Below are 21,918 nucleotides of genomic sequence, written 5' to 3' on the forward strand. Positions count from 1 at the left end.
AGTTTCATGTCAGTAGGGTTTAAAGGAAGTTGTTTATGTGGTGCAGTAACATATAAATCTTCAGCGGATCCCGTTGCGATTGTAAGCTGTCATTGTGCGGATTGTCGTAAATCTAGTGGTACAGGGCATTGCACACATATGGGTATTCCTGAAGCTGCTTTTACAATATTAGGGGACGTATCATATTTCGATAAAGGTACAGATTCAGGAAATATGGTACGCAGGCATTTTTGCCCAACATGCGGCTCGCCTATTTATTCCACAAACTCTAGCATGAAGGATATGGTTTTCCCGCGCGCTTCAATTTTGGATGATAGGCCAGAAATGACAGTAAGTATGGCAGTATATGCAAGCCGTGCAACCGCTTGGGATCCAGTAATTGAAGGTGTTCCAACGTTCGCAGAAATGCCACCCCAATCTGATATGCCGGAAATGTAATTATTAAGTGGGACGATCTTTCCTGAGTTCCATTACATTTTTCGGTTTCAGTCAGAAGCCTACAGGGGTATACCCGCTTCGGTTCTATTCAAAAAGCGAGTCTTTAAATGGCAAACGTCGTGGTTGTAGGTGCCCAGTGGGGTGACGAAGGTAAAGGTAAAATCGTAGATTGGCTCAGCGAGCGCGCTGATGTCATTGCACGGTTCCAAGGGGGCCACAACGCAGGCCACACATTGGTTATCGACGGGAAAGTCTATAAATTACACGCATTACCATCTGGCGTCGTACGCGGTGGTAAGTTGTCAGTCATCGGTAATGGTGTTGTTCTTGATCCATGGCATTTGCTAAGTGAAATCGAAACAATTCGTGGTCAAGGTGTCGAGATTACACCAGAGACATTGATGATCGCAGAAAACACGCCACTGATCCTGCCAATTCACGGCGAGCTTGATCGCGCACGTGAAGAAGCGGCAAGCAAAGGCACAAAGATCGGCACAACAGGCCGTGGTATTGGCCCAGCTTACGAAGATAAAGTGGGCCGTCGTTCTGTTCGTGTTGCTGATTTGGCTGATATGGCAACGTTAGAAGCACGCGTTGACCGTGCTTTGCAACACCATGATCCATTGCGTAAAGGCTTGGGGATTGAAGCTGTTGATCGTGATACGTTGATTGCTCAACTCAAAGAAATCGCTGAAAAAATCTTACCGTTCTCGGCGCCAGTTTGGAAAGTGCTAAGTGAAAAGCGCAAAGCAGGTAAACGTATTTTGTTTGAAGGTGCACAAGGCGCGCTTTTGGATATCGATTTTGGCACATACCCATTTGTGACATCATCTAATGTGATTGCAGGTCAAGCGGCAACAGGTGTTGGCGTTGGTCCAGGTGCGATTGATTTCGTATTGGGCATTGTAAAAGCCTACACAACACGTGTGGGCGAGGGGCCTTTCCCAACAGAGCTTGATGATGATGATGGCCAACGTTTGGGTGAACGCGGACATGAGTTTGGTACGACTACAGGGCGTAAACGTCGTTGTGGTTGGTTTGATGCCTGTTTGTTGCGTCAAACATGTGCAACATCTGGTGTGAACGGTATCGCTTTGACGAAACTGGATGTTTTGGACGGGTTTGAAGAGTTGAAAATCTGTACAGGCTACGAATTGGACGGCGAAAAATTGGACTACCTTCCAACTGCTGCCGATCAACAAGCACGCTGTACGCCTGTTTACGAAACGATGCCTGGTTGGTCTGAAAGCACAGAAGGGGCGCGGTCTTGGAATGATCTGCCTGCTGCTGCAATTAAATACGTACGCCGTGTGGAAGAATTGATTGATTGCCCTGTAGCAATGGTTTCAACAAGCCCAGAACGCGAAGATACCATCCTTGTAACAGACCCGTTTGCAGACTGATGGCTTTATCGTACAAAGCTCGTCGTCGTTTATCACTGGTCTTATTGCTAGTATGGTTGCCTATGTTCATCGTGGCGGCAGTAACCGTTATGAACTGGATCGAGCGCCCGCATATTTTGGTCGAATTGCTGATCTACATCGTTCTGGGTGTGATTTGGGCATTGCCGTTTAAATTTGTGTTTAAAGGCGTCGGAAAAGAAGATCCTGACGCCTGAAAACTGCTAGCATTTTTTAGATTGAGACTAACCCGCCAAGTATTTCTTTTGATAGGCGGCTTTGCGATCCAATGAAATCGTGTAGCTGCCGTCTTGAGCAGATTTCACGTACCCTCGTTTGTTCAATTGATCCAATGTTCCTACGCGCTCATCTTCTTTAACAATACGTTTGATGTGCGGAGGTAGGTTTGCTGAAATTTGCTTTTCAGTATAGCGATCTTTACCCAAAACCAATGTCATGTAAGCGGCGGATGCTTCAAGCAATTCGATCAATGTACTTGCACCCATCATGCGTGAAAATTCTTCAAAACTCGGTAGATCAGAACTCTTTGTGGCTGGTATAATATCTTCAACCGCCTCTGGCTCTGGGGCTGGTTGTTTTTTTTCTATATTGACGTCCACTTTTGGATGGCGTTTAGGTGCTGGTGCATCCTGATCACTAACCAGTGTTAAACCGCTTTTTTTTTGAGTGTTATCCTGAACGTCTATATCTTCAGCTTGCTCACTGTGGTCAATGCGCTGTCCCATGTCTAACACTAATGGGCGCGTGCCATTGGACTTGTTAACCGCTTTACGTGATTTAGGGCGTGAAAATACACTTGTCTCAGCTTCATAAGCTTTGCGCACTTTTGCAAGCTCGCGGCGGAACGTGATTGTATTATCCCTGCGTTCCTCGCCAGTTTCAACAACTTCCGGTACGATGTTTTCCATACGATTTGCACGCTCTGCTTCTGTTGCAGCAACAGCCGCTTTAAGGCGTTCTAATGCATTGGCTTTTGAAACATGTTCTGGTGTCGCCATTTTTTCATTAGCTGTTTCCAACCAGCGATCAATTGATTCATCACTTTGTAATGCCTGAACGGCTGCAGAAACTGTTTCAGATGGGATTTCTTCTTCTAAGCTTGGCGCTAATTCATCAGCAGTGGTTGTATCATTGATGTTCTTATCTAACGATGCCGCGATGTCTTTAACAGGTGGTGTATTTTCAGCGGTGGCTTCCGCTATGAATTTTTCTGCACTGCTTTCAACATCATCGGCCTTTTTAGGGGCGTCAGCTACTTCAGGATGAGTGTCCTTTTGAGTATCAACTTGAACATCTTCAATTTCTTTTGGCGCTTCTTCAACATCCTCTTGAACATCTTCAACAGGCGTTTTTTCTGAAGAAATGGCTCCATTTGTCTGACGGCGTGATTTGAATGTTGCAGCCGCGTCATCTGTTGTCTGTTCAACAGATATTTCTTCTTCAAGTTTGGAGGGAACATCAACAATCTCAGCTTGTCTTAGGACAATACTGTTGTCTGTGACTTCTGCGTCAATGCGATTTGGATTCGCACTCTCGGCGATTTGGTGCAGTTTAGATGCATCAGGTTGCAGAGGTTCGCTACCGAAATAGCGATCATCTGCAGAAAGCTTGCGAAAATATTCCGCTACAAGCTGCATAGTTGTGAAGGGATCATCGAAACCTTCTAGGGTACAAGAAAATGTACCATACGACACGGTCATTGCTTTTGGGTGCGAATCCATAATGTACTTACTCTACTCGTTAATCGCCCCCACGACGACCTTTTTTATAAGCCACCAAACATAGTTTTTACAGGATTAATTACGATTTTAGCTTTAATTTCCAAACATTTTTCGTTTATTGAATACAGATGGGAAACAATCAACATAAGTCTGTGAGGACTGTAGAATTTGACGGGGCTGTTATGCTTATCGGCGGGGGTTTTTGGGATTCAGAAGCCGCACAATTCATTGTTGATTCTGTTTCTGCTGTAATTTGTGCGGACAGTGGCGGATCCGCAGCAATTGATGCTGGTATCACGCCTGACATGATTATCGGGGATATGGATAGCTTTACGGGGCAGTTTGATGGCACTGTTATTCATTTATCAGAACAAGACAGTACAGATTTTGAAAAATGCCTCTATTCGGTAAAGGCGCCGTTTTATATTGGGTATGGTTTTTTAGGCGGGCGTCTGGATCATGAATTGGCAGCATTGTCTATATTAACGCGGTATCCAGAAAAGACTGTAGTATTGATTGGTGAAAAAGACATTTGTTTTCGATGTCCTGATGAAATCACTATGAATATAGAAAAAGGTGCGCGATTTTCAGTATTCCCTATGGGTGATGTGGAAATGAAGTCTACTGGGTTAGAGTGGCCATTAGATGGGCTTAAAATGTCACCTAAGACGCAAATAGCGACATCTAATAGAGTTTCAGATGACCAAGTTACCCTATCCGTTGATAAGGGGGATTCTATAGTTATGGTGCCTTTGGCCTATATGGATGCAGTGATAGCTGCACTAACATCCTAACAAGCTGGTAAGTTTACAGCCAAGCCACCCAATGAAGTCTCTTTATACTTAGAGTTCATATCCAGACCTGTTTGGCGCATTGTTTCGATGCAGGCATCCAAGGAGACCAAGTGTTTTCCATCACCCCGTAGAGATAGAGACGCCGCAGAAACTGCTTTAATAGCACCTAGGCCATTACGTTCGATACATGGTGCCTGTACTAAACCTTTGATTGGGTCACATGTCATACCTAAGTGATGCTCTAGTGCGATTTCAGCGGCATTTTCGATCTGTTCGGTCGTTCCACCCATAACGGCGCATAAACCAGCTGCTGCCATTGCCGAAGCTGAACCAACTTCTCCCTGACATCCAACCTCGGCGCCTGAGATAGATGCGTTTTCTTTTATAAGCGCGCCAATAGCCGATGCCGTTAGAAGAAATTCATTCACCTTTGAAGCGTCTGCTTCTGGGTAATGGTCCAGATAATAACGCAATGTTGCAGGGATAACGCCGGCAGCACCGTTTGTAGGTGCAGTTACAACGCGTGCACCTGCAGCGTTTTGTTCATTCACTGCCATTGCATAGGCTGCAATCCAGTCATTGATGATATGTGGTGCTGCAACGTTTGCACCGCGCTCAGCTTCCAACTCATCGTGGATACCTTTTGCACGACGACGAACATTTAAGCCGCCAGGTAGAATACCGTCAGTTTTAAAACCTTCTTCAATACACTCATTCATTACGTGCCAGATTTTTTGGATACCTTCGTCCAATTCTTCTGGTGTTCTGTGCATTGTTTCGTTTTCACGTTTCAACTCAGCAATGGTTTTGCCTGTCGCTTTGGACATTGCCATCATCTGGTTTGCGCTTTTGAATGGGTAGAATACTTTTTGGGTATATCCACCTTGGGTATCATCGGCCATTTCTTCTGGCGTTTGTACGAAACCACCGCCAACGGAATAGAAAATTTGTTCCAGCAGAACATCATCGCCTTTTAATGCCTGAAGGATCATAGCGTTTGCATGCCCTTCTAGTTGACGATCATAGTCGAAGATTACATCCGTGGATGGATTGAAGCTGTAAACAGGGTGGCCCGCTGGGCGCACAACATTTTGGTTGGCAATACGTTCTTCTGCTTCTTTTGCCAATGTAGCGTTGAAATCCGCAGGCGTGAAACCGTCTAAGCCTAAGACAACGGCGCGATCTGTACGGTGCCCCTTGCCTGTAAATGCTAAAGAGCCGTGCAAAGAACAGCGCAGATGATCTGCATCAATCTTTTGATCTTTGATCATACCCAGAAAACGTTCTGCAGCCACCATAGGACCCATTGTATGGGAACTTGATGGGCCGATTCCGATTTTAAAAACTTCAAAGATGCTGAGAAACATCGGGCTACTCCTAATATACGCTGACATATAGATGACAGATTCTTTTTTTATGAACAGACTAAATGCGACAGAATTTAATTCTGCTTTGGCCTTTTGTGTATTTAATTCACATCAAACTGAATATCGAAGCGTTTTACACTCGTCGAACCTGTGAATTGGTCTTATAGTGCTGCCGATAATATAAATGGGGAAATAGATGTCCGAAGAACTGTCTCCTGCGGAAAAAGCAAAATTTATTTGCGCCAAGCGTGCAATGGATTTTGTGAAACCTGGAATGCGCCTTGGACTAGGCACTGGATCAACAGCTGCTTGGTTGGTCAAATTAATCGGTGAAGAAGTCCGTGATAACGGGTTGAAGATTGTTGCTGTTGCAACATCTGATGCGACAGCGCAGTTAGCGGATGAATGTGGTATTACTGTACGCTCAATGGATGAAGTCAAATGGTTGGATTTGACAATTGATGGCGCAGATGAGTTTGATCCGAACTTGAATTTGATCAAAGGTGGCGGCGCGGCTCTCTTGCAAGAAAAGATTGTTGCAACGGCATCTGACCAGATGGTTGTGATTGCAGATGCTTCAAAAGATGTAGATGTATTAGGGCGCTTTCCATTACCTGTTGAAGTTGTTTGTTTTGGGTGGGAAACGACAAAAGGGCTTATTGAAGAAGCTATTTCAAATTTAGACGTTATGGGCCAACAAGTCACTTTACGTTTGGATAGCAATTCCAACGCTTTATTAACGGACGAGGGGCATTACATCTTAGATTTACATTTAGGTCGTATTGGAAATCCGCGCGAATTGTCATTGATCCTCAATCAAATACCAGGCGTCGTTGAAACAGGTTTATTCTTAGATATTGCTGACGCGGTTGTGATTGGACATGTTGATGGACGCGTGGAAGTCCGTGATATTAACAACGGAACAGTAGAGAACGAACATATTGAAGTGGTTGCAGCCGACAATATGTTTATGGACCTCGACTAACTTATATAAATTGGAGACATCATGTCCTTTGACTATGATCTTTTTGTAATTGGCGGTGGTTCGGGCGGTGTACGCGCTGGGCGTTTGGCCGCTGGAACTGGTGCTAAAGTTGCTTTGGCCGAAGAATACCGCATGGGTGGTACATGTGTAATCCGTGGCTGTGTGCCAAAGAAATTGATGGTTTATGCATCAAGTTATTCGGAAGCGTTTGAAGATGCCAAAGGCTATGGTTGGACGGTTGGTGACAGTAGCTTTGATTGGTCAAAGCTTATTGCAGCCAAAGATAAAGAGATTACGCGCCTAGAAGCAATTTACGGTAAAAATCTAGGTGCGGCAGGTGCTGAACAGTTTGATGCACGTGCAGAATTGGTTGATGCGCATACAGTTAAATTATCTACAGGCCAGACGTTTACAGCAAAACACATTCTTGTCGCTGTAGGTGGCACGCCGTTTGTACCGAACATTGAAGGCAAAGAGCATATCATCAGCTCGAATGAAATATTCGACCTTAAAGAGCAACCGAAACGGTTTTTGGTTGTGGGTGGTGGTTATATTGCTTGTGAATTCGCCTGTATAATGAACGGCTTAGGATCAAAGGTAACGCAATTCTATCGCAGCGAACAAATTTTGCGGGGCTTTGATAATGAAGTTCGCGATTTTGTTGCAGAAGAAATGCGCGGCAAGGGTATTGATCTGCGTGTGAATACAGATGTCAAATCCATTGAGAAGACTACAGATGGTTTGAAAGTCACTGTATCTGATGGGTCAGAGTTGATTGTGGACCAAGTGATGTATGCAACAGGCCGTATTCCAAACACACATGGTTTGGGATTAGAAAACGCTGGTGTTGAAATAGGACGTAAAGGCGAAATCATCGTTGATGGTTATAGCCAGACGAATATCCCATCTATTTATGCTGTCGGTGATGTAACAGACCGCGTTCAACTGACACCTGTTGCGATCCGTGAGGGTGCTGCATTTGTGGATACAGTGTTCCACGGAAATCCAAGCCAAGCAGATCATGATCTGATTCCGACAGCTGTATTCACACAACCAGAGATTGGCACAGTGGGTATGGGCGAAGAAGAAGCGCGGGCAAGCGAAGAAATCGAAGTTTATAAATCGGCTTTCCGCCCAATGGCGCATATTTTGGCAGGAAAATCTGAGCGTATGTTGATGAAATTGATCATCAGCAAAGCGACACGAAAGGTATTGGGGTGTCACATTGTCGGCCATGCGGCAGGCGAGATGATCCAAATGGCTGGAATTGCTGTAAAAATGGGTGCAACAAAGGAAGATTTTGATAGAACTATGGCTGTTCATCCGACTGCGGCAGAAGAGCTTGTGACAATGAAGACGCCTGTTGCGTCTTGATTTTTTGACATTCGGGACCAAGTGTTCCCATATATGCACGTTCAATAGAAAAGGATTCTAACAGAATGGCTGGAAATAATTCCGGAGGTCCCTGGGGCGGCGGTGGAAATCGCGGCGATCAAGGTGGTGGTAACAATGGTGGCGGGCGCAAGCCTTCTGGCGGCGGCGGCGGAAATCGCCCTGATATGCCAGAAATCGATGAAATCGTTCGTAAAGGTCAAGAACAACTGCGCGTTTTAATGGGCGGCAAAGGCGGCGCTCGTAAAGGAAATGGTGGTGGCGGTGGACAAGCCCCAAGTCTTGGCTTTGGCGGTATCGGTCTGATCCTATTGGCTGGCGTAGCGTTTTGGGGCTTTAACAGCTTCTACCGTGTGGATACATCTGAACAATCTGTAGAGCTATTTTTGGGGGAATATTACAAAACAGGGAATGAGGGACTTAACTTTGCCCCTTGGCCCCTTGTCACCAAAGAAATTCTACCAGTGACCAAAGAGAACATCGAAAATATTGGTGTGGGTCGCGGTGTACGTGCAGACGAAGGTCTGATGTTAACTGGTGATGAAAATATCGTGGACGTGGATTTCCAAGTTGTTTGGAATATCAACGATCCTCAAAAGTACCTGTTTAACCTGAATTCACCGCAAGAAACTATTCGTGCTGTGTCTGAATCTGTGATGCGTGAAATTGTTGCGCGGACAAACCTGACGCCAATTTTGACAACAGGTAAAGGTGCCATTGCGGCAGATCTGCAAACGTTGATTCAACAAACATTGGACAGCTATGATGCTGGTGTTTCGATTGTGCGTGTGAACTTTGACAAAGCCGATCCACCACGCGAAGTGGCGGACAGCTTCCGCGAAGTTCAAGCTGCAGAACAAACACGTGATACGCTGGAAAAACAAGCGGATGCTTATTCTAACAAAGTTGTGGCGGAAGCCCGTGGTGAAGCAGCTCAGTTGTTGGAACAAGCCGAAGGGTACCGTTCGCAAACAGTGAACGAAGCCGAAGGTGAGGCATCACGTTTTATCGCCGTATATGAAGAGTTTGCAAAAGCACCAGAGGTGACACGTAAGCGTCTGTACTTAGAGACATTAGAACGCGTTCTGGGCGATGTTGATAAAGTGATCATTGATGAAAACACTGAAGGCGGTGGTCAAGGCGTTGTAAAATACTTGCCGTTGAATGAATTGAACAAGAATAAAGGAGGAGCAAACTAATGAGAGTTTCTACACTTTTAGCACCTATATTTATAATAGCGGGTGTCATTGCTCTTTCTTCGTTCTACATCGTGGATGAACGCGAAAAAGCATTACGCTTATGGTTTGGTGAGGTTACAGCTGTTATTGATGAACCAGGTTTGAATTTTAAAGTTCCTGTGTTGCATGAAATTGTAAAATATGACGACCGTATTTTGCCTCTTGATACGCAACCACTTGAGGTGACGATGAAAGACAACCGTCGTTTTGATGTGGATGCATTTGCGCGTTGGCGGATTACGGATGTTGTTCGTTTCAGACGTGCCATCGGCTCTGGCGGCGAAAATTCTGCACGTAGTCGTTTGGAAACGATCCTAAACGCTGAATTGCGTAAAGTTTTAGGTGATGTGGATTCTGGTAAACTTTTATCTGCTGACCGTGTTGGCCTGATGAACCTTATCCGTGACGCGTCTCGTCAAAAAGCTGCTGCATTGGGTGTTGAAATCGTTGACGTGCGTATCAAACGTGCTGATTTACCTGAGCAAAACTTGGAAAAAACCTTTGAGCGCATGCGCGCAGAACGTGAACGTGAAGCGGCAGACGAGATTGCCCGTGGTAACGAGGCCGCTCAACGTGCTCGTGCGATTGCAGATCGTACAGTTGTTGAGACTGTTTCGGAAGCGCAAAAGAACTCACAGATTATTCGCGGTGAAGCTGATGCGAAGCGAAACGCAGTTTTCGCAGAAGCTTTTGGTCGTGATCCAGAGTTCTTCGCTTTCTACCGTTCTTTGACTGCTTATGAGAAATCGTTGAAAGGCAGTAACTCAACTTTGGTTATTTCACCTGACAGCGAGTTTTTTGACTATCTGAAGTCGGATAGCGGCAGATGATGCATGATTTGCTACTGGGCCTAGGTCTGGTTGCGGTATTAGAGGGGCTGGTGTTTGCGCTGGCCCCTTTACGCTTTGAAGACTTGTTGAAGGCTATGCAAGAAATGAGTGTTGAAAAACGTCGCACATTGGGTGTGGCTATTGTTGCACTGGGAGTAGGGCTGGTTTGGTTGGCGAAAAACAGCTTGTGACATTTATCAGTATTGATGCATTTGCAAATTCATGGCTAAATCCGACCTATGTTCGGTATGTGCTAACGTTCTTGTGAATAATGTTGCGACTGTTTCCCTTGCAATGTTACACCCAGAGCACAAGTTATAAAAAGAAGGCAGGTCGCGTATTGGCTTGTTAAGATGCAGTATTTCGGAGGAACACAGTGAAATCAATCGCTCTTACCCGCGCGCAGGTGCGGACAAAACCTCAAACCTTTTTAATTGGCGCGTTTTTAACGTTGGCTCTTATGTTCGCCCAAACATTGGCGGTATCCGCACGTGGTGCTCCTGACAGCTTTGCAGACCTTGCAGAAAAGGTCAGCCCATCCGTTGTAAATATTACGACAACGCAAACAGTTGCGCAGCCCAATCGCCCTGCATTGCCGCAAGTTCCAAAAGGGTCACCTTTTGAAGATTTTTTTAAAGATTTCTTTGACCAAATCCCGGGACAACAAGGCCAAGGGCAACGCCCGCCACGCCGCGCATCTGCGCTTGGTTCTGGTTTCGTAATTTCTGCGGATGGTTACATTGTGACGAACAATCACGTCATTGATAAAGCCGATGAAATTGTGATCGAATTCTTTGATGGTAAAGAATTAGATGCTAAGTTGATTGGCCGTGACCCAAACACAGATATTGCGCTGTTGAAAGTTGAAGCTGATAAACCACTGCCATTTGTTACATTTGGCGACAGTGATATTTCACGCGTTGGTGATTGGGTGTTGGCCGTAGGTAATCCATTAGGGCAGGGGTTCTCAGTTTCTGCTGGTATTATATCTGCCAACAATCGCTCGTTGCGCTCTGGCCCATATGATGACTTCATTCAAACAGATGCTGCGATCAATCGTGGTAATTCTGGTGGTCCATTATTCAATATGGGTGGTACAGTTATTGGCGTGAACACGGCTATTATTTCACCAACAGGTGGTTCTATTGGTCTTGGGTTTTCGATGGCATCTAACGTTGTTGGCCCAGTTGTTGATCAGTTGAAACAGTTTGGTGAAACACGCCGTGGCTGGTTAGGTGTGAACATCCAAGATGTTGACGCTGAAATGGCAGACGCTTTGGGGCTTGAAAAAGCGGCTGGTGCTTTGGTCAGTGATGTTCCTGACGGGCCTGCAAAAGAAGCAGGTGTTTTAGCGGGCGATGTTATCCTGAACTTTGACGGTAAAGATGTTAAAGATACGCGAAGCTTGATTAAGCAGGTTGGCAATACGGCTGTTGGCAAGTCTGTACGTGTAATCGTGCAGCGCGATGGTAAAACACAAACGCTTAAAGTTCTATTGGCGCGACGTGAAGATGCTGAAAAAGAGATCGTTGTTTCGTCATCTGAATCTTCTGAAAAAGAAAAAACAGAAACATCGCTTGGTATTAAAATGACAAGCTTAACTGATGAAATTCGTAAGCAACTTAAATTACCTCAAGATACTGTCGGTGTTGCCGTTGTATCCGTAGAAGAAACATCGGATGCGTATGAAAAGGGCCTGCGTACTGGTGATGTTATTGCTGAAGTAGGACAAGTTGCTGTGGACAGCCCAGAAGCCGTTACCAATGCGATTCAAGCTGCAAAAGATGCAGGCCGAAAATCTGCATTATTCCTAGTGCGCCGCGATGGAAGTCCGCGTTTTGTTGCTTTATCACTCGGTGATTAAAATCTGAGGATATTCATTGAAAACCCCGCCATAGTGCGGGGTTTTTTATTTTACGAATAGATGGTGGATTACCAAGCCGTAGCTTTCAGCCAAATCTAAGGTGACTTCTGAGGAATTCACACCGTAACTTTTTTGAACATTTCGAACCGCGCGTTTGGTGCGATCATCCATGATACCTGTAACGTTGCCGCGATAAAACCCACGAGCTGCCAAAGCACGTTGCAAGCTTTTTACAAAATTATCATTGTAATCGTTGGCGCAAATTACTTCTGCCCAGTCTTCTTTGCGGTCACTTACAATCTTTTGCACAGTCTCTGTTGCATATATTGCAGGCATCACAACAACCGTTTTACCTGTATCAGGATCAATGGTTGTTTTTTCAGGCTGCACAATGATTTGTTCTGTCACCGTCTCAATCACAGCAGGGGCTGTATAGCGGATATAACAGGCTCCTTCAGCGGCCCCTTCAGGCGCATCTTGTGTTTGGGCATTACCCAATAATGGGCAAGCACTGATAAGGCTTGCTATAAAAACTGCTCGTATAGGGGCCATTTGGTCCTCGGTTTTTTGAACAAAGTAACGATAAAAAGCTTTGATAAAAAGGAAAATCTACCCCTGCGTATATCTGCCGCTTTGAACATAGGGTTGTAACTGTATTTGTTTCAGTTGAATTCAACTCTTTGTATCCGCAAAAAAAGGGGCTGGCAGAAAACAAATTGTCAGTTTACACGGAATTTAGATTTTTTAACTGGAGGCAGACGGCAATGGCCAAAATCACCTATATTGAGCACAACGGCAAAGAGCACGTTGTAGACGTTGCAAGCGGTCTAACTGTAATGGAAGGCGCACGTGACAATAACATCCCTGGTATCGAGGCTGATTGCGGCGGTGCATGCGCTTGTTCAACATGCCACGTTTATGTGGATGATAGCTGGGTGGCTAAATTGCCAGCAAAAGATGCAATGGAAGAAGATATGTTGGACTTTGCATGGGAAGCGGACGCCACAAAGTCTCGTTTGACTTGCCAGTTGAAAGTTACAGATGAACTGGACGGCCTGGTCGTTCGGATGCCTGAAAAGCAAATCTAATGATACTACGGTCAGCCATTGTTCTATTCATGGGAATGATGGCTGCACCTGTTTATGCGGATATTGTATCCGCGACATATAGCGATCCAACAGACCGCTATAGACATGCTGTATTGGGCGATGCGATCGAATATGGCAGCCTGATTGTTAAAACTCCTACAGACACTCATAAATTCCAACTTCCAACGGATCATGTTTTCGAAGATACCCAGCCACGTTTGGCAGATGTTGATGCGGATGGAACTCCAGAAGTTATTGTTATTGAAACGGATATGAACCGCGGTGCTGCACTGGCTGTTTATGATAAGACAGGCAAAATTGCAGAAACGCCCCACATAGGGACATCACATCGCTGGCTGGCACCAATAGGTGTGGCTGATTTCAATGGTGATGGTGTAATTGATATAGCCTATATTGACCGCCCGCATTTGGCGAAAACGCTGCGGATCGTCAGTTATAAAGATGGTAAGCTTACTGAGATAGCCAATAAACAAGGGTTTTCAAATCACAAGATTGGTTGGGATTTCATCGCAAGCGGTGTGCGCAACTGTGGAGCAGGGCCAGAAATGATCCTAGCGCGTGGTGATTGGAGCGAAGTGGTTTCTGTTACACTGACTGAAAGCCAAATAAAGTCGCGCAGCTTTACACCTTACGTTACGCCCGAAAGTATTATGTCAGCCTTAAATTGCCAACATTAACTTAAATAATACCGTTTCAGTTTTAACGGTTCTGGCGCTTCAATATCCAAATGCGGTGCTAAGCTAATCTCGATTGTGCGACATGTGGAATCCAAAGGTAATCCATTCACGGTTTCCCCAAACGGATCTGCAAGTTCTTCGGTGACTTCTGCCAAACCAAAGAAAACATAAGCAACGACAGCAACAAATACAGGTGTCATCCAGCCAGCGCTTTCCAGCATCGCAAAAGGGATCAACAGGCAGTAAAGATAGGTCGTACGAAATACCAACAAAGAATAAACATATGGTAAAGGCGTATTGGCAATACGTTCGCAGCCTGCTTGTGCAAGAGATATATTGGCGAGCCGTTCCATTAATGTTTTACGCCCAAATCCATCTGCACTGGACTGTGCAATCGCTTTGCTTAATTGGTTCATGGCAGCACAAGGCGGATGCGGCGCGTTTGAAAAATCATCCTCCACCCACTGTTTCGGGGCACTGAAATCTGTCAGTTTGCGCAAATTGATGCGGTGTAGATGTATAAATGCCAGTGCCAAACGCAATATACGGGTTCTGATCTGATCTTCTGGGATAAACATTTCTGTTTCGCGCCCCAACGATCGCATATCAGCAACCAGCTGCCCCCAAAGTTTGCGACCTTCCCACCAACGGTCATAAGCCGCATTATTGCGAAAGCCCAGAAACAACGAAAGCGCGACACCAAACACAGCAAAAGGGGCTGAGCTTGTATGGGTCAACGTCAGGACAGAAGCGTCAATAAACACGACAATAATGGACAGAATCGTTACGACCAGAATGCGCGGTAATATACGCGGCAAAACCGAACCTCGCATGTCAAACAACAGCTGCAAAATGCCCGGTTTGTCGCGAACAATCATTAGAGCGCGCGCCAGCCGATGTCTTTGCGGTGAAAGCCTTCTGGCCAATCAATCTGATCTATCATGTCATAAGCGCGGTCGCGGGCTTCTTGCAGACTGCCGCCACGTGCTGTCACGTTTAAAACACGTCCTCCAACAGCCAAAACCTTACCATCCTCAGATTTAGTACCTGCATGGAACACCATGTTTTTACTGTCAGATGTTAAAGCATCCAAACCTTTGATCTCTGTGCCCTTATTATAAGAGCCAGGGTACCCATTTGCAGCCAATACAACCGTCATTGCATGGTCATCAGCCCAGTTGATTTGTGCCGTATCCAAACGCTCCTCTGCACAAGCGTGCAAAGCGTCCAAAGCTTGCGCACCCAAACGCATCATCAACACCTGACATTCAGGGTCACCAAAGCGCACGTTATATTCCACAAGGCGTGGTTGGCCGTCTTTGATCATGAAACCTGCGTATAGAACGCCTTGATACGGTGTGCCACGGCGGGCCATTTCATCCACACAAGGCTGTACGATTTCGTCCAAAGCTTTTTGTGTGACTGCATCTGTCATAACTGGGGCAGGGGAATAGGCACCCATACCGCCTGTATTTGGCCCTTCGTCACCGTCAAACACACGCTTGTGGTCTTGGGCTGTGCCGATTGGCAGGATGTTTTTACCGTCAGACAGGATAAAGAAGCTTGCTTCTTCGCCTTCCATAAATTCTTCGATCACCACTTCTGCGCCGGCATCGCCGAATGCACCGCCAAAGATTTCATCCAAGCCGTCTAAAGCTTCTTGTAATTCCATTGCAACGATCACGCCTTTACCAGCGGCTAAACCATCCGCTTTGATGACAATCGGTGCACCTTGTTCGGTAACATAAGCTTTCGCTGCTTCAAGCTCTGTAAATCGTGCATAAGCTGCTGTTGGGGCATTACAGGCATCGCAAACCTCTTTGGTGAAAGCTTTTGATGCTTCCAACAATGCAGCCTTTGCCGATGGGCCAAATGTCGTGATGCCAGCAGCACGTAAATCATCTGCAACACCCGCTGCCAATGGCGCTTCAGCACCTACGATAACAAAATCAATCTTTTCAGCCTGACAAAGTGCAACAACAGCGGCACCATCTTCTGTATTTACAGATAAACAATCGGCGATTTCAGCCATGCCAGCATTGCCAGGCGCACAAACCAAACGATCACATTTTGGGTTTTGCTTTACGGCCCATGCCAAAGCGTGTTCACGTCCACCTGACCCTAAAATAAGAATGTTCATGTTTTTACGCGCTCCTGACTTGGCCTTTGTTGCCGCTCGTTCTAAAGTCGCTTTTGATGATGTGCAAGGAGACACATGTGTCTGATTTGATCGACAACCCAGAACCGGGTGCAAATGCGCCAGAATTTAGCGTTTCAGAGATTTCTGGGGCGGTAAAACGCATGATCGAGGGTGAATTTTCCCATGTGCGTATTCGCGGTGAAATCGGACGGGTGAATCGCTATGCATCAGGGCATATTTATTATGACCTAAAGGATGAAGGTGCCGTTCTGAATGCCGTGACATGGAAAGGACAGGCATCAAAGCTGTCTGTGCAACCCGAAGAAGGTATGGAAGTTATAGCCGTTGGCAAACTGACATCGTTTCCAAAACAATCCAAATACCAGATGAATGTCATGGAATTGCGTGTTGCTGGTGTAGGCGCATTGATGGCGATGCTGGAAAAACGCAAAAAAGCATTGGCTGCCGAAGGTTTGTTCGATTTAGATCGCAAACAACCTATTCCATATCTGCCAGAAGTTATTGGTGTTGTGACATCGCCATCTGGTGCAGTTATTCGTGATATTTTACATCGTTTGCGCGACCGTTTTCCACGCAAAGTTCTAATTTGGCCTGTCGCTGTTCAGGGCGACCGCTGCGCACCAGAAGTGACGGCTGCAATCGAAGGGTTTAATAAAATGACACCAGGCGGGGCAATGCCGCGCCCCGATCTGATTATTGTGGCACGTGGTGGTGGTTCTATCGAAGACCTTTGGGGCTTTAACGAAGAAAACGTTGCACGTGCAGCAGCAGCCAGTGAAATTCCTTTAATCTCTGCAGTTGGGCACGAAACCGATACAACGTTGATTGATTACGTGTCTGATCAACGCGCGCCAACGCCCACTGCGGCGGCAGAACTATCAGTACCAGTGCGTTCCGAACTTGCTGCATGGCTTGCAGGGATGGAAGAACGCCGCGTTCGGGCGCTTGCCAATGGTATTGCGCAAAGAGGGCAACGGTTGCGCGACTTGTCACGGGCAATGCCCAATCCAGTTGAAATTGTTGCAATGCAACAGCAACGTTTGGACATGATCTCTGCGCGCCTACCACGCGCATTACAAGCAATGGCTCAAGGTAAGCGTGTTCAATTGGCTGAAAAAGCAGCTGCTTTACGTCCGCAATCCTTACAGCAGGCAATTTCACAAAAAGAACAAACGTTACAACGGGTAGCTGCAAACTTTACCAATACGGCTAGCCGCCAAGTAGAGCGTTGGCGTAATAAACTAGATGGCTTGGAACGTCTGCGCGGAACTTTAGGTTATGAAGCAACTATTGATCGCGGCTATGCTGTGGTTCGAGATCTAGATGGTACACTGTTGTCTACGGCGAAAGCGGCCCACGGAGCTGGACCGTTGGATATTCAATTCAAAGATGGGCATTTTAAAACAGACACAGCGAACGTGACAAAACCAAAATCGAAACCCAAAAAAAAGCCTAAAGAACCACCAAAAGACCAAGGCAGCCTGTTCTAAACTGCTAAACCTTTACCACTGCATAAAAGTGGTTTTGTATCAATACTTTCTAGTTTTAGAACTTCGTTTTTGGGGGCTCCCTCAGCACGTGCAGCATATCCATCATCGGTTTTGAGGAAATGCCAACATATGGTTTCCAAACCGCCATCATAATTAAAACAGATCAAGTCATTATCTGCGAACCATTCCCCATCTTCACAAGTACCATCTTCATAACGCCACTTACTGCGACGATCCTTGAAGAATTGTTCTACACCGAATGGCTTCCCTTCGAATGAGAAATACAGTGTTTTATCTGTTGAAAGTTTTTCAAATTGATCTGGAGTAACAATGGTCTCTGCAAAACTTGGTTGCACGACCCAGAATAGAATTAAAGTTATATATTTCAACATATTAAGTTTCTCGCCATTTTGTGACACGTGGGTTCATGATTTTACGCCATCGGCGCGGTGAAAATGCAATTGCTGCCATGATCGGCAAAGAATATGGCAGTTGCGGTGCTGTATCCTTATGCCCATCAAGTTCTGTATAAAGCTTTGCGGGGGATGCGTGATGATCTGAATGGCGTGGTGCATTCATTGTCATAAAAGCGCTAAACCAATGGGGGGCATTCCATGAATGGCGTAAAGAGACTGGTTCATACTTACCGTTTTCCAATTGGGTACGCTCCAAACCATAGTGTTGGACATAATCAATCATAAGCATTTGTAACTGAGCATATGAACACAAACAAATATATACAAAAACACCCGTAAAACCTGCGATAAGATAGGCGATCAGCACCATACAAAATGCACCAATACAGTACTGCCAATAAGGGTTGTGCAGGTTCATAGCCGCCAACCCTTGTTTACCCAAACGGTTGTTTTCAGCCCGTAACCCTTCGATAAATTCAGACACAGAAGCGCGTTTTAAAAAGCTATAGAAACTCTCATTATAACGAGCGGTATTTGGATCTTTTGGCGTGCACACATGAACATGATGCACCAACATATGCGCGCTTGTATGATGGCCAAACATCATAGAGATGAAAGCCCATTTGCCCAATCTGTGATGCAGCCTGTTTGAACGGTGGATCAATTCATGCGCATTTGAATGACTGATCATGCCAAAAAACAGACCAAAAGCCATGAACAATAGGATTTTATACCCAACAGATAAATCTAATGTAGCCAGACTGTATATGGCTAATGGAAGTAACATGAAATGTATCAAGCTCAGAGTGATAGGTAAGGCTTGTCGCGCCAACCAACTGTCGCCACCTTTGGAAAAATCCAACTCAAAAGCCTCATCACAAAACATAGCGAATCCAGTCAGATATAAGAACGCAAGCGGCACCCAAAAACCACCTGTAAACCCTGCCGCAAGCAATAGTGGGGCAGGAATCAGTGTGATGATAAAAAAGAGGGCTGTTCGAATGCTCATGTGACCTGTTTCAGAAACTTTTGAGCACAGTAGAAACAAATCCTTCATCTTTCAACAAAGCAGCGCGTTTATGAGGTCTGCGATGTCGTATTTATTCTGGTCTGTCGCATTGAAGCTGCATATAGTCCATCCAAACGAATAAGGAATGGGCCAATGGCACTGGATGAACGCAAAGGTGTTTGGAAATCGGGTAAAGGCAAAGGCCGTCATACCCCAAAAGGGCGTCAGGTTACTGAAGACGCTTTGGAAGAAGTGCAAGCACTGCTTGGTGATCGTCCACGCGATCGCGATTTACTGATCGAACATTTGCATTTGATCCAAGACCATTATGGGCATTTATCGTCACAACATTTGGCTGGTTTGGCCGATGAAATGAAGCTATCGCAAACAGAAGTTTACGAAGTTGCTAGTTTCTATGCGCATTTTGACATTGTAAAAGAAGGCCAAGATGCACCACCATCTTTAACAATCCGCGTTTGTGACAGCTTGGCTTGTGAATTAGCTGGTTCCGAAGAATTGTTGCGCGATCTAGCCAGCAAATATAACGACAAAGGCGAAGTTCGTGTTCTGCGCGCGCCATGCATGGGCCGTTGTGATACAGCCCCAACTTTAGAGTTGGGTCACAACCACGTTGATCATGCAACTGTTGAAAAAGTGGAAACTGCAATCGCTGCAGACGACACACATCCACACATCCCAGATTACCAAGACTTTTTAGATTACGCCGACAAAGGGGGGTATGACGAACTGAAATCCCTGCGCGGTGGTTCTAAAACACCTGACCAATTGCAAGATGAAGTTCTTGAAAGTGGTCTGCGCGGTATGGGCGGCGCTGGTTTCCCATCAGGCAAGAAATGGTCATTCGTACGTATGAACGAAGGCCCACGTTATTTGGCTGTAAACGGCGACGAAGGCGAACCAGGCACATTCAAAGATCGTTATTTCCTAGAGCGTGAACCACATGTATTCCTAGAGGGCATGTTGATTGCAGCTTGGGCCGTAGAAGCTGAAAAATGCTTTATCTATATGCGCGATGAATATCCTGCTGTTTTGCACCTCTTGTCAAAAGAGATAGCAAAACTAGAAGACGCAGGCATCGTTGAAAAAGGATACATCGATCTGCGTCGTGGCGCAGGGGCATATATCTGTGGCGAAGAAAGTGCCATGATCGAAAGCATCGAAGGCAAACGTGGCATTCCTCGTCACCGTCCGCCATTCGTGGCCTCTGTTGGTATCTTTAACCGTCCGACTTTGGTGCATAACGTTGAAACATTACACTGGATTTGCAAAGTCGCACGCGAAGGTGGCGACGTCTTTGGTGCACATGGAACAAATGACCGCAAAGGCATGCGCAGTTATTCCGTTTCTGGCCGTGTGAAAAAGCCGGGTGTGGTGATTGCAGATGCTGGTTTGACAATTAAAGAATTGATCGAGGATCACTGCGGCGGCATGTTGGATGGGCATACATTCAAAGCATACCAGCCAGGTGGACCATCTTCTGGTCTATTACCAGCGCATATGGATGATATCCCGTTGGATTTCGATACATTACAACCACATGGTACATTTATTGGCTCAGCGGCTGTTGTTGTTCTGTCTGACAAAGACAGCGCAAAAGAAGCTGCTTTAAATATGCTACGTTTCTTCGAAGACGAAAGCTGTGGTCAATGCACACCATGCCGTGTGGGGTGTGAAAAAGCTGTGAAACTGATGGAAAAAGATAAGTGGGATCAAGAGTTGTTGGAAGAATTGTCCACGGCTATGGTTGATGCCTCTATCTGTGGTTTGGGTCAAGCAGCACCAAATCCAATTCGTTTGGTGATGAAGCATTTTCCAGAGGAAGTCAGTTAGTTTTTATAAACAGCACAAGCACAACGATATTGTTTAAGGCGGGTACAAAATGTATTCGCCTTTCTCCTGCTGTCAAAGCTGATCCGTGCGACATAAGACGGACGGCGTAACTTCACCTGTGGGCTGGAATAGATATAATCAGGTTTACGATCCTTGATGGCGCGCCTGCACAGGCGGGAACGGTGTTTGTAACTGGTTGCGGCAGCTTCACGCGTTTTACCTGCTGCCAGCTGCACACCCCATTTTTTAAACTGTGGTTGAAAATCTCGATCCAAATCCAATTTACGCGTTTTGGCTAAATCCAGACAGGATTGTTGAAAACTCTGGTCTTTCTTTAGGCTGAAATCATGATCATTGGGTGGGGCATCTCGCCATGTTCTTGCATCCAGACCCGTAATAATCTGCACATATTTCCATGTTTCGTTTGGCAGCCCCGCAGTTTTTTTCTGAAAGTTCGCCGCCGCAGTTTCACCTGCATTATAAGCAGCTGCAGCTAAACCTAAGTTATCAAAGTCTTTTTCGAGTTCAGCAAGGTAACGCGCAGAGGCATCTAATGCTTCTGCTGGATTAAACGGGTCATCCAACCCACGCGCCTCAGCTGTGCTTGCAATAAATTGTGCAATACCCATGGCGTCTGCCGAACTGCGTGCATTCGGTTTAAAGCGGCTTTCTTGCCAGATCAGCCGCGTGAAAAAAGCGGGGTTTAAGGCATAATGATTGGCAAACTGTTCAAGTGCTGTGCACAGGTCCGCATCGAACGTATCAGGTTTAATACAGATTACGCTTGCATGTGCCCCTGATGAGCAAAACTCTTTTTTTTCAATATCTTGTGCAAATGTCTCAATTGGGACAAGTGTCAATAATAAGATGCTAAGAAAATATCTCATATCCATGAATTACGCGATAGATTTCAACAAATACAGTAAATTCACACACGTCTAGGGCTTCCATCCCAGTAAAATGCATATTAGGTGGGTATAAGACTGTTGGAGCACGGGTGTATGTCCTTTTTCAAAAAACTCAAAGACCGCTTATTTAAATCTTCATCCAAGATCGAAGAGGGCTTGGATGCTATTGTTGAAGACGGCGGTGTTGAAGAGGAAGAAATCCAAGAAGAAGTGCTTGCATCTGAACCCATTGAGGAACAGCTTCCAG

The 21,918-nt window shown here is 45.7% G+C and carries 22 protein-coding genes and 1 pseudogene; 15 read left to right on the forward strand and 8 right to left on the reverse strand.

The genetic code is table 11. From position 1 onward, the window contains the following. Window positions 1-6 precede the first annotated feature (6 nt). The 3 genes from F9L33_RS01600 to F9L33_RS01610 all read left to right on the forward strand — a co-directional run bounded on the left by F9L33_RS01600 (window position 7) and on the right by F9L33_RS01610 (window position 2,056). Window positions 7-438 carry a GFA family protein gene (locus F9L33_RS01600; RefSeq protein ID WP_152140988.1) on the forward strand — a complete coding sequence of 144 codons (432 nt, stop codon included), beginning with the start codon at window positions 7-9 and terminating at the stop codon, window positions 436-438. A gap of 107 nt (window positions 439-545) precedes the next feature. Beyond that, window positions 546-1,841 carry an adenylosuccinate synthase gene (locus F9L33_RS01605; RefSeq protein WP_152140989.1) on the forward strand — a complete coding sequence of 432 codons (1,296 nt, stop codon included), beginning with the start codon at window positions 546-548 and terminating at the stop codon, window positions 1,839-1,841. Further along, window positions 1,841-2,056, forward strand: a complete 216-nt coding sequence (locus tag F9L33_RS01610; protein WP_152140990.1) for a DUF2842 domain-containing protein — start codon at window positions 1,841-1,843, stop codon at window positions 2,054-2,056. The genes F9L33_RS01605 and F9L33_RS01610 overlap by 1 nt, the downstream gene beginning before the upstream one ends. Window positions 2,057-2,083: 27 nt before the next feature. Here F9L33_RS01610 and F9L33_RS15675 read toward each other — a convergent pair whose 3' ends face one another. Further along, window positions 2,084-3,580 carry a hypothetical protein gene (locus tag F9L33_RS15675; protein WP_193221933.1) on the reverse strand — a complete coding sequence of 499 codons (1,497 nt, stop codon included), beginning with the start codon at window positions 3,578-3,580 and terminating at the stop codon, window positions 2,084-2,086. Window positions 3,581-3,762: 182 nt separating this feature from the next. On the opposite strand from F9L33_RS15675, the gene F9L33_RS01620 reads away from it, so the two are divergent. Beyond that, the gene (locus F9L33_RS01620) at window positions 3,763-4,374 is read left to right on the forward strand and encodes a thiamine diphosphokinase (protein WP_193221934.1); all 612 of its coding nucleotides are present in this window, start codon (window positions 3,763-3,765) and stop codon (window positions 4,372-4,374) included. On the opposite strand, the gene F9L33_RS01625 is transcribed toward F9L33_RS01620, so the two are convergent. Beyond that, window positions 4,371-5,741: an L-serine ammonia-lyase gene (locus F9L33_RS01625; protein ID WP_152140992.1), complete on the reverse strand. Its 1,371-nt coding sequence runs from the start codon at window positions 5,739-5,741 to the stop codon at window positions 4,371-4,373. The two genes, F9L33_RS01620 and F9L33_RS01625, sit on opposite strands and share 4 nt — an antisense overlap. A gap of 196 nt (window positions 5,742-5,937) precedes the next feature. Here F9L33_RS01625 and rpiA point away from each other — a divergent pair, with 196 nt between their 5' ends. From rpiA to F9L33_RS01655, 6 genes are all read left to right on the forward strand, one after another. Next, window positions 5,938-6,726, forward strand: coding sequence for a ribose-5-phosphate isomerase RpiA (gene rpiA / locus F9L33_RS01630; protein ID WP_152140993.1), 789 nt, complete (start codon window positions 5,938-5,940; stop codon window positions 6,724-6,726). Between the two features lie 21 nt (window positions 6,727-6,747). After that, the gene (gor, locus tag F9L33_RS01635) at window positions 6,748-8,100 is read left to right on the forward strand and encodes a glutathione-disulfide reductase (protein WP_152140994.1); all 1,353 of its coding nucleotides are present in this window, start codon (window positions 6,748-6,750) and stop codon (window positions 8,098-8,100) included. A gap of 65 nt (window positions 8,101-8,165) precedes the next feature. Continuing rightward, window positions 8,166-9,317, forward strand: a complete 1,152-nt coding sequence (gene hflK / locus F9L33_RS01640; protein ID WP_152140995.1) for an FtsH protease activity modulator HflK — start codon at window positions 8,166-8,168, stop codon at window positions 9,315-9,317. Further along, window positions 9,317-10,186, forward strand: a complete 870-nt coding sequence (gene hflC / locus F9L33_RS01645) for a protease modulator HflC (protein WP_152140996.1) — start codon at window positions 9,317-9,319, stop codon at window positions 10,184-10,186. Before hflK ends, hflC begins: the two co-directional genes overlap by 1 nt. Further along, a complete protein-coding gene (locus F9L33_RS01650; protein WP_370452068.1) occupies window positions 10,183-10,377 on the forward strand; it encodes a DUF2065 family protein in 195 nt (64 codons plus the stop codon). Before hflC ends, F9L33_RS01650 begins: the two co-directional genes overlap by 4 nt. Window positions 10,378-10,562: 185 nt before the next feature. Further along, window positions 10,563-12,050, forward strand: coding sequence for a Do family serine endopeptidase (locus tag F9L33_RS01655; protein ID WP_370452069.1), 1,488 nt, complete (start codon window positions 10,563-10,565; stop codon window positions 12,048-12,050). Between the two features lie 45 nt (window positions 12,051-12,095). Here the strand turns inward: F9L33_RS01655 and F9L33_RS01660 are convergent, their stop codons facing one another. Beyond that, complete coding sequence (locus F9L33_RS01660; protein ID WP_152140997.1) at window positions 12,096-12,602, reverse strand: peptidoglycan-binding protein; 507 nt, start codon at window positions 12,600-12,602, stop codon at window positions 12,096-12,098. A 212-nt stretch (window positions 12,603-12,814) separates the two neighbouring features. Here F9L33_RS01660 and F9L33_RS01665 point away from each other — a divergent pair, with 212 nt between their 5' ends. After that, window positions 12,815-13,138, forward strand: a complete 324-nt coding sequence (locus F9L33_RS01665; RefSeq protein WP_152140998.1) for a 2Fe-2S iron-sulfur cluster-binding protein — start codon at window positions 12,815-12,817, stop codon at window positions 13,136-13,138. Then, the gene (locus F9L33_RS01670; RefSeq protein WP_226803889.1) at window positions 13,138-13,836 is read left to right on the forward strand and encodes a VCBS repeat-containing protein; all 699 of its coding nucleotides are present in this window, start codon (window positions 13,138-13,140) and stop codon (window positions 13,834-13,836) included. The genes F9L33_RS01665 and F9L33_RS01670 overlap by 1 nt, the downstream gene beginning before the upstream one ends. On the opposite strand, the gene F9L33_RS01675 is transcribed toward F9L33_RS01670, so the two are convergent. Then, a complete protein-coding gene (locus F9L33_RS01675) occupies window positions 13,833-14,714 on the reverse strand; it encodes a bestrophin family protein (RefSeq protein ID WP_152140999.1) in 882 nt (293 codons plus the stop codon). The genes F9L33_RS01670 and F9L33_RS01675 overlap by 4 nt on opposite strands. Continuing rightward, complete coding sequence (gene purD, locus F9L33_RS01680; RefSeq protein WP_152141000.1) at window positions 14,714-15,976, reverse strand: phosphoribosylamine--glycine ligase; 1,263 nt, start codon at window positions 15,974-15,976, stop codon at window positions 14,714-14,716. The genes F9L33_RS01675 and purD overlap by 1 nt, the downstream gene beginning before the upstream one ends. A 77-nt stretch (window positions 15,977-16,053) precedes the next feature. Between purD and xseA the strand changes: the two genes are divergently transcribed. Then, the gene (xseA, locus tag F9L33_RS01685; protein WP_152141001.1) at window positions 16,054-17,487 is read left to right on the forward strand and encodes an exodeoxyribonuclease VII large subunit; all 1,434 of its coding nucleotides are present in this window, start codon (window positions 16,054-16,056) and stop codon (window positions 17,485-17,487) included. Here the strand turns inward: xseA and F9L33_RS01690 are convergent. Next, window positions 17,484-17,879, reverse strand: coding sequence for a hypothetical protein (locus F9L33_RS01690; RefSeq protein ID WP_152141002.1), 396 nt, complete (start codon window positions 17,877-17,879; stop codon window positions 17,484-17,486). The two genes, xseA and F9L33_RS01690, sit on opposite strands and share 4 nt — an antisense overlap. A gap of 1 nt (window position 17,880) precedes the next feature. Further along, a complete protein-coding gene (locus F9L33_RS01695) occupies window positions 17,881-18,912 on the reverse strand; it encodes an alkane 1-monooxygenase (protein WP_193221935.1) in 1,032 nt (343 codons plus the stop codon). Between the two features lie 153 nt (window positions 18,913-19,065). Here F9L33_RS01695 and F9L33_RS01700 point away from each other — a divergent pair, with 153 nt between their 5' ends. Then, a complete protein-coding gene (locus F9L33_RS01700; RefSeq protein ID WP_152141004.1) occupies window positions 19,066-20,763 on the forward strand; it encodes an NAD(P)H-dependent oxidoreductase subunit E in 1,698 nt (565 codons plus the stop codon). Here F9L33_RS01700 and F9L33_RS01705 read toward each other — a convergent pair. Next, window positions 20,760-21,623 carry a lytic transglycosylase domain-containing protein gene (locus tag F9L33_RS01705; RefSeq protein WP_226803891.1) on the reverse strand — a complete coding sequence of 288 codons (864 nt, stop codon included), beginning with the start codon at window positions 21,621-21,623 and terminating at the stop codon, window positions 20,760-20,762. The genes F9L33_RS01700 and F9L33_RS01705 overlap by 4 nt on opposite strands. Window positions 21,624-21,764: 141 nt before the next feature. On the opposite strand from F9L33_RS01705, the pseudogene F9L33_RS01710 reads away from it, so the two are divergent. Continuing rightward, window positions 21,765-21,918: pseudogene (locus F9L33_RS01710) on the forward strand (signal recognition particle-docking protein FtsY); the annotation flags it as partial.

This window comes from Amylibacter sp. SFDW26, assembly GCF_009184395.1.
Taxonomy (GTDB): domain Bacteria; phylum Pseudomonadota; class Alphaproteobacteria; order Rhodobacterales; family Rhodobacteraceae; genus Amylibacter.

Bases quoted from the DNA above. Each gene is read 5' to 3' on its own strand.
- F9L33_RS01600 (WP_152140988.1), top strand. From the start codon at position 7: ATGTCAGTAGGGTTTAAAGGAAGTTGTTTATGTGGTGCAGTAACATAT.
- F9L33_RS01605 (WP_152140989.1), top strand. From the start codon at position 546: ATGGCAAACGTCGTGGTTGTAGGTGCCCAGTGGGGTGACGAAGGTAAA.
- F9L33_RS01610 (WP_152140990.1), top strand. From the start codon at position 1,841: ATGGCTTTATCGTACAAAGCTCGTCGTCGTTTATCACTGGTCTTATTG.
- F9L33_RS15675 (WP_193221933.1), bottom strand. From the start codon at position 3,580: ATGGATTCGCACCCAAAAGCAATGACCGTGTCGTATGGTACATTTTCT.
- F9L33_RS01620 (WP_193221934.1), top strand. From the start codon at position 3,763: ATGCTTATCGGCGGGGGTTTTTGGGATTCAGAAGCCGCACAATTCATT.
- F9L33_RS01625 (WP_152140992.1), bottom strand. From the start codon at position 5,741: ATGTTTCTCAGCATCTTTGAAGTTTTTAAAATCGGAATCGGCCCATCA.
- rpiA (WP_152140993.1), top strand. From the start codon at position 5,938: ATGTCCGAAGAACTGTCTCCTGCGGAAAAAGCAAAATTTATTTGCGCC.
- gor (WP_152140994.1), top strand. From the start codon at position 6,748: ATGTCCTTTGACTATGATCTTTTTGTAATTGGCGGTGGTTCGGGCGGT.
- hflK (WP_152140995.1), top strand. From the start codon at position 8,166: ATGGCTGGAAATAATTCCGGAGGTCCCTGGGGCGGCGGTGGAAATCGC.
- hflC (WP_152140996.1), top strand. From the start codon at position 9,317: ATGAGAGTTTCTACACTTTTAGCACCTATATTTATAATAGCGGGTGTC.
- F9L33_RS01650 (WP_370452068.1), top strand. From the start codon at position 10,183: ATGATGCATGATTTGCTACTGGGCCTAGGTCTGGTTGCGGTATTAGAG.
- F9L33_RS01660 (WP_152140997.1), bottom strand. From the start codon at position 12,602: ATGGCCCCTATACGAGCAGTTTTTATAGCAAGCCTTATCAGTGCTTGC.
- F9L33_RS01665 (WP_152140998.1), top strand. From the start codon at position 12,815: ATGGCCAAAATCACCTATATTGAGCACAACGGCAAAGAGCACGTTGTA.
- F9L33_RS01670 (WP_226803889.1), top strand. From the start codon at position 13,138: ATGATACTACGGTCAGCCATTGTTCTATTCATGGGAATGATGGCTGCA.
- F9L33_RS01675 (WP_152140999.1), bottom strand. From the start codon at position 14,714: ATGATTGTTCGCGACAAACCGGGCATTTTGCAGCTGTTGTTTGACATG.
- purD (WP_152141000.1), bottom strand. From the start codon at position 15,976: ATGAACATTCTTATTTTAGGGTCAGGTGGACGTGAACACGCTTTGGCA.
- F9L33_RS01690 (WP_152141002.1), bottom strand. From the start codon at position 17,879: ATGTTGAAATATATAACTTTAATTCTATTCTGGGTCGTGCAACCAAGT.
- F9L33_RS01695 (WP_193221935.1), bottom strand. From the start codon at position 18,912: ATGAGCATTCGAACAGCCCTCTTTTTTATCATCACACTGATTCCTGCC.
- F9L33_RS01700 (WP_152141004.1), top strand. From the start codon at position 19,066: ATGGCACTGGATGAACGCAAAGGTGTTTGGAAATCGGGTAAAGGCAAA.